The sequence below is a fragment of the Vibrio sp. Evd11 genome (assembly GCF_900382755.1).
In the GTDB taxonomy this organism is placed as follows: Bacteria; Pseudomonadota; Gammaproteobacteria; order Enterobacterales; family Vibrionaceae; genus Vibrio; species Vibrio lentus.
Genome location: NZ_OSDX01000024.1, coordinates 18902 through 31829, shown reverse-complemented (window position 1 = coordinate 31829; position 12928 = coordinate 18902). Strand labels below are relative to the sequence as shown.

11 protein-coding genes are annotated in these 12928 nt (G+C 44.8%); 3 read left to right on the top strand and 8 right to left on the bottom strand.

Annotated features, from left to right (window positions below; translation table 11 throughout):
* Positions 1–64: 64 nt before the first annotated feature.
* The gene (locus tag ED652_RS12205; protein ID WP_122054966.1) at positions 65–1936 is read right to left on the bottom strand and encodes a hybrid-cluster NAD(P)-dependent oxidoreductase; all 1872 of its coding nucleotides are present in this window, start codon (positions 1934–1936) and stop codon (positions 65–67) included.
* 217 nt (positions 1937–2153) lie between these two features.
* On the opposite strand from ED652_RS12205, the gene ED652_RS12200 reads away from it, so the two are divergent.
* On the top strand, positions 2154–2312 hold the full coding sequence (locus ED652_RS12200) for a YqaE/Pmp3 family membrane protein (protein WP_017059962.1): 159 nt from the start codon (positions 2154–2156) through the stop codon (positions 2310–2312).
* A 192-nt stretch (positions 2313–2504) separates the two neighbouring features.
* Positions 2505–3533 (top strand): dihydroorotase, encoded by a 1029-nt coding sequence (gene pyrC / locus ED652_RS12195; protein ID WP_122054964.1) that lies wholly within the window; start codon positions 2505–2507, stop codon positions 3531–3533.
* A gap of 134 nt (positions 3534–3667) precedes the next feature.
* Here the strand turns inward: pyrC and ED652_RS12190 are convergent, their stop codons facing one another.
* Positions 3668–4573, bottom strand: coding sequence for a DUF808 domain-containing protein (locus ED652_RS12190; protein ID WP_122054962.1), 906 nt, complete (start codon positions 4571–4573; stop codon positions 3668–3670).
* A gap of 175 nt (positions 4574–4748) precedes the next feature.
* On the opposite strand from ED652_RS12190, the gene ED652_RS12185 reads away from it, so the two are divergent.
* Positions 4749–5675, top strand: coding sequence for a M14 family metallocarboxypeptidase (locus ED652_RS12185; RefSeq protein WP_122054961.1), 927 nt, complete (start codon positions 4749–4751; stop codon positions 5673–5675).
* 222 nt (positions 5676–5897) lie between these two features.
* Here the strand turns inward: ED652_RS12185 and ED652_RS12180 are convergent, their stop codons facing one another.
* The 6 genes from ED652_RS12180 to ED652_RS12155 form a co-directional block, all read right to left on the bottom strand.
* Positions 5898–7505, bottom strand: coding sequence for a BCCT family transporter (locus tag ED652_RS12180; protein WP_009845765.1), 1608 nt, complete (start codon positions 7503–7505; stop codon positions 5898–5900).
* A gap of 495 nt (positions 7506–8000) precedes the next feature.
* Positions 8001–8573, bottom strand: coding sequence for a malate synthase (locus tag ED652_RS12175; protein ID WP_009845766.1), 573 nt, complete (start codon positions 8571–8573; stop codon positions 8001–8003).
* Positions 8574–8808: 235 nt separating this feature from the next.
* Complete coding sequence (locus tag ED652_RS12170; RefSeq protein ID WP_122054959.1) at positions 8809–9729, bottom strand: cache domain-containing protein; 921 nt, start codon at positions 9727–9729, stop codon at positions 8809–8811.
* Between the two features lie 11 nt (positions 9730–9740).
* The gene (locus tag ED652_RS12165; RefSeq protein ID WP_017109008.1) at positions 9741–11081 is read right to left on the bottom strand and encodes a TRAP transporter large permease; all 1341 of its coding nucleotides are present in this window, start codon (positions 11079–11081) and stop codon (positions 9741–9743) included.
* A gap of 37 nt (positions 11082–11118) precedes the next feature.
* Positions 11119–11661, bottom strand: a complete 543-nt coding sequence (locus tag ED652_RS12160; protein WP_004731905.1) for a TRAP transporter small permease — start codon at positions 11659–11661, stop codon at positions 11119–11121.
* 164 nt (positions 11662–11825) lie between these two features.
* Positions 11826–12827, bottom strand: a complete 1002-nt coding sequence (locus ED652_RS12155; RefSeq protein WP_010431300.1) for a TRAP transporter substrate-binding protein — start codon at positions 12825–12827, stop codon at positions 11826–11828.
* Positions 12828–12928 lie beyond the last annotated feature (101 nt).

Here is a 12928-nt window from a genome sequence, read left to right as displayed (position 1 = left end):
TGAACTTCCGGCTTTTTCTATTTAGTGTTTTTTAATGCGTTTTTCTTAATGATCTAACGAGACGTTAATCGACAACTTCGATATCAGTTTGCGGAACACTGCAACACGCCAGTATCTGCCCCATGTTACGTTCATGCTCTTGCAGCGCTGGCACATCCGGTTGGTGAACTTGCCCAGACTCAAGGGTCACTTTACAAGCACCGCAGAAACCCGCACGACAACTTGAAGCAATAGATACCCCCGCCGACTCTGCTTGCTCTAATAGCGTTGATTGGTTATTACCTTCGAACAGGTAGCCATTCACACTCAACTGAAGTTGCTTCACAGCCTCCTCGGTCGATTGAGCCACACCAAACGCTTCTTGATGGTAATGCTGAGGGTTGAGTCCCATTTGAATCAGCAGTTTCTTTGCATTATCCATAAAACCATCAGGACCACACACGAACGCTTGACGCTTGTGTAGTGCTTCAATTTTAGCAACATGCGACACGCTTAGACGCCCAGATAAACCATCCCACTCTTTGGTTGGTTGGCTTAATGAATAAATCACACGAAGACCCGCGTGCTCACTGGCGAACTTATCAATTTCAGCTTGATAAGGGATGTCTTCTTCACTGCTGCATTGATGATAGAAAACCACATCATCAATTTGACCATGGTCGGCGAGGTAGCGAAGCATCGACAGCATTGGCGTAATACCGCTGCCTGCAGACAAAAGCAGTAACGGGTGAGTTGGATCCGCTTCTAAGTAGAACGCACCATCTGGATTTTGAGCAACCAAAGTATCACCCACTTGGAAGTGATCATTTAACCAGTTAGAGATTTGACCATCGTCCACTCGCTTCACTGAAATCGCTAAACGACCCGCTCGTGAAGGGCTAGAAGATAACGTGTAACGACGACAAACCTTCTCGCCATCAATCACCATCTCAATCGGAAGATGTTGCCCTGGCTGATAACTTGGCAATGAATGGTTTTCTTTGGCAGGTTCTAACCAAAAGGTCGTGAAGTCACGAGCGATCTCTTCGCGCTCAACACACGTTAAATGTAACGACTCAACCCATGTGTCTTCGTAGTGTTCTTTCTCTTTGGTTTCGAGTACTTCAACCACATCACCCGCTTTAACCAAACCTTCATTTTTAGCCACAAGATTCTGACCAAAGAAAACACCACCACGCTCATTAGCTCTGAATGTAGAGAAGGTATTAAGCGGCTCTTTTGTTGCTCTAAATTCGCCACGCTCAACATCAACTGTCGTTAGGATACAACGCTCACAAGGCTTCACCGCTTCGAACTCAACCTCACCGATACGGATACGCTTCCAACCATCTTCAGCAAAAGCTTCGGTATTCGAAACTACAAAATTGGTGCGGAACTGATCCATAGAGTGAACTTCAGGGCTGCGGCGATTAAGCTCATCTAGCGATGCTTGGCTGATCACTAACATTGGGTAACCATCAGCGAAACTGACATTCTGACCGAGTTTTTCACGAACACGATTCGATTGCTCACCAGAGAACAGTAGCTCAACACGAACTCCGAGCACATCACTGAACCAATCATCGGCTTCATCGTTGGTGGTGTAAGCAGTAAAACTGTCTTTCCAAACCGTTGCTGGTGCTTCTTGCATCTTGAAATTTGCATACTTGAGACGCAAAGGCTCTTTGCCTTCATAAGTGAAGATCAAACCGTCAGGCTGCAAGCTTGAAGATACCTTGACCATTTTCGGATACTTACGCGCTGTAACCATTGAGCCGTCAGCCAGTCCCAACATAAAACGTCTGTCGAAAGTAAGACCCTGTTTTTCGACCCAAGCAGAAGAGAGTGCGATCCCGCCCACTGATTTAACCGGAAACACATTAATTTGAGATAAGGAGGGCTGTTGACCTGAAAGCTCTTGCTCCAAAGCCTTTTGATCCAAAGGTGACTGCGACATAACGATTCCAATGTTTTGTTGTTTGTCCCAATGCTAACAAATGGTTATAAATAGATAAACTGGCAGGCATTAAACACTTGATACTAAGCTAGTATCTTGAGATGTTTAGCTTTCTATCTTGATACATTAAGGCAGCAATGCAGTAACACTCTCCAGACGTTCTATAATATGAACACGATTACCGCATTGAACTTTCATTGAATAAAAAGGATTTATCATGAACAAACTCGTCATTATCATCTTATGTGTACTGCTTCCACCTGTTGGTGTGTTCTTCGCTCGCGGCGCCGGGAAAGATTTGGTGATCAATATCATTCTTACTTTCTTCTTCTGGGTTCCAGGAATGATCCATGGTCTGTGGGTAGCCACCAGATAACCCTTATCAACAAATAGATACCGAATAAAATATCCATAAAAACAAGCTCCTAATCCTGAAGAGTTAAAAATAGGATGAAATGAAAGTGCTTTTCCACTATCATCCTGTCGCCTAAACGTAAGCGATTGCTTTCACAGATTTCGCTGAGTTTAGGCTCCAACTACATAACACTTCAAATGGTGGGAGCCTTCAATGACACAACTTACGATTACTCGTCCTGACGACTGGCACGTTCATCTACGCGATGGCGAAGTATTAAAAGATACAGTCCGCGATATCAGCCGCTACAATGGTCGAGCGTTAATCATGCCAAACACCATCCCACCGGTAACCGATACCGAAATGGCTCTTGCGTACCGTGAACGCATCATGGCAGAGCAGCCAAATGAACAGTTCCAGCCTCTAATGGCACTTTACCTAACAGACAACACAACACCTGACGAAATTCGCAAAGCGAAAGAATCTGGCGCTGTTGTAGCGGCGAAGCTATACCCTGCTGGCGCGACGACAAACTCGGATTCAGGCGTAACTTCAGCTCAAAAGATTTACCACGTGTTAGAAGCGATGCAAGAAGTGGGTATGTTGCTGCTTGTACACGGTGAAGTAACGGCTCACGATGTTGATATCTTTGACCGTGAAAAAGAGTTCCTAGACACAGTTCTAGCACCGATTGTTAACGACTTCCCTAACCTGAAGATCGTTTTAGAGCACATCACGACTGCAGATGCAGCGACTTTCGTTAAGAACGCTAACGAGAACGTAGCGGCAACCATCACAGCTCACCACTTGCTTTACAACCGTAACCACATGTTGGTTGGCGGCATTAAGCCACATTTCTACTGCCTACCTATCCTTAAGCGCAACACACACCAGTTAGCACTTATCGAAGCGGCAACAAGCGGTAGCAAGAAGTTCTTCTTGGGTACAGACTCTGCGCCACACGCTAAAGGTGCTAAAGAGTCAGCATGTGGTTGTGCAGGTTCTTACACAGCACACGCTGCGGTTGAACTGTACGCTGAAGTGTTCGATTTAGAAGGCAAGATTGAGAACCTAGAAGCGTTCGCGAGCCACAATGGTCCGGATTTCTACGGCATGCCACGTAATGCAGACACCATCAATCTTGTTAAAGAAGAATGGAATGTTGCTGAAACAATGCCTTTCGGTTCAGACATTGTTGTGCCAATCCGTGGCGGCGAGACGATTGCTTGGTCTGTAAAGTAAGCGCTTATATTGTAAAATAAGCGCTTACTGTTAAGTAAACGCCCTCCATTTAACGAAAAGGGTCACCATAATAATTATGGTGACCCTTTTTTGTTTCGATGAAAGACTGTCTTATTATAAAAAATAATTAACGATTACTTACCGCGTATTTTTCCAATCGCAGTCCAAACAGCAACGACAATCAAGCCAGCTAAAACCCCAATCACACCATTTAATAGCGTCGGTACCACCGCTGTCGCGATCGTATGTCCACTAAAATCCATAATAATCGGTTCAATTAAATGATGAATCGCGGGAACGTTGTGCACCACAATACCACCACCAACTAAGAACATCGCAGCTGTACCGACCACAGCAAGCATCTTCATCAGCTTTGGTGCAAAGGCGACTAACCCATTACCCAAACGGGTTTTAATGGTACTGCCATTCGACGTGCGCTGGAGATAGAAACCTAAATCATCCAGCTTAACGATCCCTGCCACTAAACCATAAACACCAATCGTCATCACAACGGCTATCAAACTCACGACAAGAATCTGAGTAAGGATACTTGTACCCGTTACGGTACCTAGCGCAATCACAATGATTTCCGCAGATAATATGAAGTCGGTACGAATCGCGCCTGAGACCTTCCTCTTCTCATATTCCTCTATGGATTCGCCAGTACTCGTATCCTCTTCCTTCTCGTCATGTTGATGAGCATGAGGAAAGAGCTTCTCTAAGATTTTCTCCGCCCCTTCAAAACAAAGAAACAGGCCACCAATCACGAGTAGTGGCATGATCAACCAAGGGATGAACGCACTGATCAATAATGCTGCCGGAACCAAAATCAGCTTGTTTTTAAATGAGCCTTTTGCGACCGACCATACCACTGGGATTTCTCTTTCAGCAGAAACACCTGATACCTGCTGAGCGTTAAGGGCTAAATCGTCACCCAATACGCCTGCGGTTTTTTTAGCTGCCACCTTAGACATCAGTGCGACATCATCCAACACGGTTGCAATGTCATCTAGCAGTGTTAATAAACTTGCTCCAGCCATTTTATTGTCTCTTTTTAAAGGATTGAACCATCGATGAAATGTAACATCATCAATTCACTCATCAAAGTTATGAGTCTGTAAAAAATAAAGTCACAAGTTGTGTTTTCTATTGCTGTCTCTGTTAGACAGGAATAATCTGTCTTAATCTTTCACGAACATAAAAGAAAAAGTATAGATGAAAAGTGAATCTACCTACCCAATTGGTAAGCCAGGACAAAAGTGGCAACAAGCAGAACGTGAAGCATGGTTAGCTCAAAGAACGGTTAAGCGTGAATACCAACAAGAAGTTGTACCAAAGATTAAAGCACTTGCAGACCGCTTCGACATCGAACAATACGGCGCACTGAGCTACGACGAAGCTCGCTTCCCACTTTTCGTAATTAAGAGCAAAAACTGGGACGAGTCAAAGCCAACCATTCTTGTTACAGGTGGCGTTCACGGTTACGAAACCAGTGGTGTACATGGCGCTATCAAATTCGCAGCGACCCAAGCAGAGAAATACGCAGCACACTTCAACATTGTAGTAGCACCTTGTGTAAGCCCTTGGGGTTACGAGGTGATCAACCGTTGGAACCCAAATGCTGTTGATCCAAACCGCTCTTTCTATGACGGTACGCCAGCAGAAGAATCAGCAAACCTGCGTGCTTTAGTGGCCTCTTTGCCAGAAGTATTGGTTCACGTTGACCTGCATGAGACGACAGACTCTGATGAAACTGAATTCCGACCAGCACTCGCTGCTCGTGATGGTATTGAGTACATCGAAGGTATGATTCCAGATGGTTTCTACACGGTTGGCGATACTGAAAACCCGCAACCAGAATTCCAAGCGGCGGTTATTGCTTCGGTCGAAAAAGTAACCCACATTGCACCAGCAGATGCAGACGGCAAGATCATTGGTTCTGAAGTCACCCAACACGGTGTGATCAACTACCCAATGAAGAAGCTTGGCTTATGTGGCGGCGTGACCGACTGTAAGTACGGAACAACCACAGAGGTTTACCCAGACAGCGACAAAGTGACTGACGAAGAGTGTAATGACGCTCAAGTTGCTGCTGTAGTCGGTGCTTTGGATTACGTTATTCAACATGAATTGAACGCGTAAGCTATTAGCTATTAGCTATTAGCTATTAGCTAAAGCTGCTCCCTAAAACTAAAAAGAGCCACAAGTGACGATTCACTTGTGGCTCTTTTTTTTGTCTTTTCTCTTACCTTTGATTTCTTCTTGGGCATAAAAAAGCTCCCTTGCACACAGTACAAGAGAGCTTTGAAATAACACTGAATAAGGAGTAATTAGCGAACTATATACTCCCCATACTCGATTACTTTATTTAGCGGTTTCACTAACGTTTTCTTGTCCTTTATCTACTTCAGTCAGTAGACCTTTCAACAAGCTAAAACAGCCAATCAGAAGAATGATCGTAAACGGCAGTGCAGCAATGATTGTGATCGATTGCAGAGCTTGGATAGATTGAGTACCACCAATCCACAGCATTACCATTGCGATAGCACCTGAGATAACCGCCCAAACCACTTTCTGTTTAACAGGAACTTCAAGCTTACCACCCGCCGTCATGCCATCGATAACGATAGAGCCTGAGTCTAGCGTTGTAACGAAGAACACAATGATCAGTGCGACTGCGAGAACTGACAGAATGCTACCGAACGAGTAAGCATCTAGCATGTAGAACAAGCTTAGAGATACGTCTGTAATGCCTTGGTCGAGGCCAAGTTGCCCTACATGGTTAATTACTTGCTCGATAGCCACGCCACCGAAGATCGACATCCAAGCCGACGTTACCAATGTTGGGATAATCAATACGCAAAGTAGGAACTCACGAACCGTACGGCCCTTAGAAATACGTGCTACGAACATACCGAAGAATGGCGCATAGGCAACCCACCATGCCCAGTAGAACACAGTCCAGCCATGCAGCCATGTTGTGTCTTCACGACCCGCACTTTGGCTCAAAGCTACGATATTTTTCACATAGCCCGTTGCCGCAGTCGCCACAGAATCAAGCACTGTCGTAAAGTTCAATACAGCGATAAGACCAAGGAATACGAACGCAATAACCATGTTCAGGTTACTTAGGAACTTAACACCACCGTCCATGCCACGCATAACAGAGATGATCGCCAAGCCCATAATCAAAACGATAATAGATTGCTGAAGGTAGATGTTGTTTTCCAAGCCAAACACGTGGCTAATACCACTTGCTGCTTGAGTACCACCTAGGCCTAATGAAGTCGCAAGGCCAAACAGAGTAACCAGTACCGTTAGTACGTCGATCACATCACCTGTTTTACCCCAAACTCGTTCACCCAGTATTGGGTAAAACACAGAACGCATTGATAGCGGTAAGCCTTTGTTATAAACAAAGTACGCTAGACAAAGCGCCGTCATGCCATAGATAGCCCATGCATGAAAACCCCAGTGGAATACGGTTGCACCTAGTGCCAGTTCACGGCCTGCTTCTGTGAAAGGTTCCGCATCCAATGGTGTGCCGAACCAGTTAGTGAAGAACGCGGTTGGCTCAGCAACACCCCAGAAAATAAGCCCGATACCCATACCCGCTGCGAATAACATCGCAATCCAAGATGACATCGAATAGTCCGCCGTCGCGTCTTCACCACCTAGGCGAATCTTACCCAACGGTGAAAATGCTAGAACAACAGCAAACGCTAGCATGATGTTAGCTCCCCACATAAACAGGAAGTCAAACTTTGATAAAACAGCACCCTTAATAGAATCAATAGCAGCTTTAGCGTCTGCTGGCGGAAGAGCAAGAAGAGTGATGATGAAGAGAAGAGATAGGCCTACTGAGGCTATGAAGACGGTGTTGTGGACATCCATGCCCCATTTACTGACGTTATCTTGACCAACTTGATAGTCAGTAGAATCGATACTGTATTTTTTTGATTTAAAACTCATAAATTATGATGTTCACATATCCGAATCAACGAATATAAGGACGCTCTCCATATCCAATTACTACTTGATTGGCTCGCCGCACCACCTAAATAAAGGCGATAAAAATCACAATGGTTGGTGATAAATGGACTTACTGGCTCAATCCCAAGGCGCGTATTATAGCACACCTCAAAGCATTTTGACTGAGTTTTAGCTCAATAGTTACCCAAACCACCGTTGATAGTGATAGTTAACCCAATAAAAACAGAATAAAATAAACAGACAAAAATCTTAAAATACAATACGTTAAATTAAAATGACGCACCGTAAAATCTCATGCAAACTTTCTACAGATAATATTAACAACAGCCTGATTTATTTATAGCTCTAATAAAAAAGCCCCGCTATAGGGGCGGGGAAATTACCAAAGGTAAAAGAGAAATCAGTATTCAAATGTCAGTGCTACGTCTTGCTACGCTTCTCGCCACAGAGACTGCACATTTCAATGGCAGTACATCAAATCGCGAAGCAAAAGCCTAGGTTGTAGTCTTCGCCATTCTTTTCAGTGAACTCTTTATCTTCACTCGATGCGCTTGGTCGGCCGCTTTCATCACCCTTCACTAAGCTAACCCAGTGGCGAATACCAGAAGAGAGGTTCGCTTCAGTTTGGCCAAACGTGGTGCATGTCTCTAATTGAATGTCTTCGATGTTCACCAACTCTAAGTTGCCAGTGCCTTTACGAGCACCTATTGTCACTTCAACATGCGTACCGCTCTCGTCACGAAATAGAATTGACGATGGTTTAGATTTATCACCCGCATAAGCGACAAAGTGCTTCGCTCTTTTCAGGCCAGTGTGCTCGCCGTTTTTGAAATAAACCTGAACATGTCGATAATCAATCTCGTAGCTCACTGCATCTTCGTGTGAACCCGCCTCTAGAGGGAATAGAGTATCAAGCAACTGTTTCGCCATTTTTTGTTTTTCGAGTTGCTTGTCTGCTTTCACCATTTCTACGGCAAAGACAGCTTCAGCAATAAATGTTGAATGGTTTCTGTGAAGTTCTGTTTTGTCTAGTGTCAGCATATTCATAATCTTTCCCTCTTACGGCTTTGAATTTCATGTAGGTCAAAAATCCTGATTGACCCTTTTCAAATGTGTTCTTTACTGTGTGGCTTCCATGTATTTCATACTACTTGTATTTTTTAAACAATTTCACAACAAAAATTTCACAGTGTGAATTTTACTAAATTGATTTTTTACACAAACCGAAATTTACGCCCCCAACCCTTTATTTAATTGGGCTGAGAGCTCATTAGACACACTTTTACGTGTTGTTTGATTTTGTGTAATAACCGACCCCAACCAATTTATTGTCGATCACTCGATAGTAGGTGTGCTTGGTTTCGACTTTGCTCGACAGAGGATTTAGCCATCGATAGGTGTAAACACCACGGCCATTTTCTTTGGCGAGATTTAACATCTCAGTGAGAATTGGCTTATCGTCAGGGCTTAGAATTTCGTTGTGTGAACGTCCAACAAGCTCAGGGGATACACCATGTGCAAGTAGCTTTCCGGAGATCATGTCCATCACAAACACATACAAGTCTCCTTCAACAAAGCTACCCTCAGCGTCATTGAACTCAGTCAGGCTCTCTTGTTCTGACTCCACTATCGCTGTCATGGCTCTCGCCAATAAATTCTTCGCCTCAGCAGCACTCGAACGTTCTGGGTAATAGCCCACCGCAACAATCACATCGCCCACACGTTCAAAGAAAGTGGTTTTAGGCTCGCCCATGCGGTCAGTCGGATTAGTCCAATGGTACTGAACTTCGCCAAACCCGTTGTGCACAGCCTTAGTGATCATTTCACGGAAAAAGGGATTACCGTAAACGTCTTGAGTATCCAAAACACTGTCGCCCACCAACACCATTGAAGAGCCCCCACTGGCAAGGAATTGGCCATCAATACCAAGAGCAAACACATAGAGCTCACCGTCTATATATTCGGCATCACTCATGAAGTCTTTGACACTCTCATCACCATCCTTTTGTACATGGACAACCGCTTTAGCAAGCAAGGTTTTGGCTCTTCTTTCAGCATCGCTGACCACATGTGGCTCTGAAATATCGAGCACATTGACTGGCTCGTTTTCTTTCGCTGTTTCTGAATGTTCAGCACGCAACCCAATGCCACTAATCACTGCAAACACAGCACAACCAATAAGGATAATTCTTGATATATTCATAGTGACCTCTCCTAATAGCCCACTAAGGACGGTAGCCAAAGCGTAATTTGTGGGAAGAAAGCGATAACGAAAACGCCAATAACGGATGCAAGCACAAAGGGGTGGATCTTCGCGGTGATCTGCTCAACTGTGGCTCCGCCGATCCCCGAGGCGACAAAAATATTCTCACCGAGCGGAGGCGTAGCAAAACCTATCGATAACGTACACACCACCACGATCCCAACGTGGGTTGGATCCGCGCCTAGCATGTACATGATTGGCAACAGCACTGGTACGATAATCATGATCGCGGCTAACGTTTCCATGAACATACCGACGAAAAGCAATAGCACAATAGTCAGTGCCCACACCATGTACATGTTGTCAGTGAAACCTAACAATGACTCAGCCACCACGACCGGAATTTTTTGTTCGATTAACAAGCGACCAAATACCGTTGCAGCAAATAGAATCAGCAACACACGCCCGGTAATCCATGTGGTTGTCGATAATGATTTGATGGTGCTTTTGAACGATAACTCTCGATGAATAAACACACCCACAAACAGCGAATAGAAAATTGCCACAACCGCTGACTCTGTTGGTGTGAACATACCGCTATAGATACCTCCGAGAATCAAAAATGGAGCCAGTATCGACCATATGCCACGGCGCAAAGCGTGTCTTACTTCGCCAAATGACCAATTCTCAGACAGCCCTTTATAGCCTTCTCGCTTGGCAATGAAGTAGTTAGTGACGACGAGTGTAGATGCCATGATGAAGCCAGGAACAACGCCCGCAACAAACAATTTAGGAATAGATAAAGAAGCAAATTGCCCGTGTTGAGCGATGGCTTCAGGCGGTGCCATTAATCCCATTGCTGAGATGCCGAAAATAACTAACGGGATGGATGGCGGAATGATGATCCCCAAGCCCCCTGAGGCAGCCGTTACTGCCGATGCGTAACTCTTATCGTAATCTCGCTTAACCATTGCAGGCACCATTAGCATGCCTACCGCAGCGGTGGTTGCAGGCCCTGAACCCGATATAGCACCAAAAAACAGGCAGGCCATTACCGTTGCAGCGCCAAGGCCACCCGTCACGGGTCCGGCTAAGCTCTCTGCAATATCCACCAGACGTTTGGAGATACCCGCCGCCTCCATTAATGCGCCAGCAAGAACAAAGGCCGGCAGCGCCATTAACGGGAAGTTACCCACCGAAGTAAATGCGATTTGTACTAACGCGATGGGATTTTTGTCGAGCAACATATAGGCCGCCATTGAAGCGCCGGCCAGTGATACTGTGATTGGTGCACCCAGAATTAACAGGGTTAAGAAGCCACCAAATAAAATTAGAGTTAAATAGGATTCCATTATTACATCTCTCTATTACGGCTATTCTCTGTGACGACTACTGTGATGACTTTTGTGCCGTCATTTTTCGCAGTTCTTTGACTTCTGGATCTTCGTTCTTAGCGCCTTTGAACAAACGCTCATAGTTGTTCCAGATAATTCGAATCATCATCAACGAAAACGCGATAGGCAAAATCATATAGAAGTACTTCATTGGGATACCTGTCGTTTGAGATTTCCAGAACAGGTTCATTTTGTTGAACACGAAATCGTAACTGAGATAGACAAAGTAACCGTTGAACAGCAACCATAAGAAGTCAGCGATGGTTTCACAGACGGTCTGAACAATCGGAGGGAAGAACTTGAAGTGAAAACTGACTCGGTTATGCGCCGACATTTTGGCCGCCACAACGGCGCCTAGATAGGCAAACCAAACGAACATGTAAGTCGCGACTTCATCACCCCAAGGTATGGAGTAATCGAAAAGCTGACGAGTAAGGATTTGTGTGAACAGTAATAAGACAAAGCTTGCTAGCAACAGACAACAAGTATATTCCTCGATGTTGTTAAGATGCTTTTTTATAGTTTTAGCGACTGACATATAACCTCCAATGTTGATTTCCACATGACAACCAGTCGCTCGCGGTACTGAGCAGATCAGGTACTAAACAGATCAACGAGTAAAGCCATGTAAATGCCCTATCTCACTGTTCTATCGCTAGGTGATTAAGTAGCGGAGAACAGCAGATAGGGCGTATCTAATCGTTACTTTCTACCTAGTAACTCAAGAACGTCGTCTAGCTTGTCTTTGCCCCCAATGCTTGAGTAGAACTTAGGCCAAACTGACTTCGTGACCTTGCTGATCCACTCTTGCTCGTTGTCTGCTGGGTCAGTGAAGACCATGCCTTTTGCTTGCAGTTCTTCACGGATCTTGTTTTCAGTATTTTCTAAGTATGCAAAGCTGTGCTCTGTCGCTTCCTGACCCGCTTCAAGAATGATCTTTTGCATTTCAGGCGTCTGTTGTTGGAAGACAGTTTCACTGACGATTAGTGGCTCAAGAGAGAAGATATAACGAAGGTTTGTGACGTACTTTTGTACTTCATTGAACTTCATTGCATGAACAGTGATGTATGGGTTGTCTTGACCATCAACCACACCTTGCTGCAGACCAGTAAATGTCTCTGACCATGCCATTGGTGTTGGGTTTACGCCCCATGCTTGGTACGAAGCAATCATAATTTCGTTACGAGGGACGCGAATCACTAACCCTTTAAGGTCTGCTGGCGAAGCCACTGATTTTTTAGAGTTGGTTAGAACCCTAAAACCAGAATAAGCCCAACCTACGATGCGAACACCTGCATCACGAATCGTGTTATCAACAAGGTCTTGACCTACTTGGCCTTGAGTTAATAGCACCGCTTCTTCAGCGCTTTGAATCACGTAAGGCATGGTCAATAGACCAACTGTTGGAGAGAAAGGCGTCACGTTGTTGATCGCCAATACTGAGAAGTCGAGAAGGCCGATTGCCGCGTCGTTGACGGTGTCTTGCTCGTTGCCCAATTGACCATTTGGGAACAGGTCGATTTTGACTTTGCCGTCTGTTTTTTGCTCCATCAATTCAGAAAATGATGTCGCTAATTCCCACTGAGTACCACCAGCAGCATCGCCGATAGCCATTTTAAAATTTGCTGCTGCCGCGGTATGAGATAGCATCGCTGTTGCTACAATTGTGACGCCAGCAATAATTTTATTTTTAATCAATTTCATAGTCTTAACCTTTCCTATCATACAGACTTCCTGCCTGTACTTTGCTCACAAGGTGACCTGGTACAACTTTCCTGGTCGTAGTTCTATTTCCCTATTTTGGA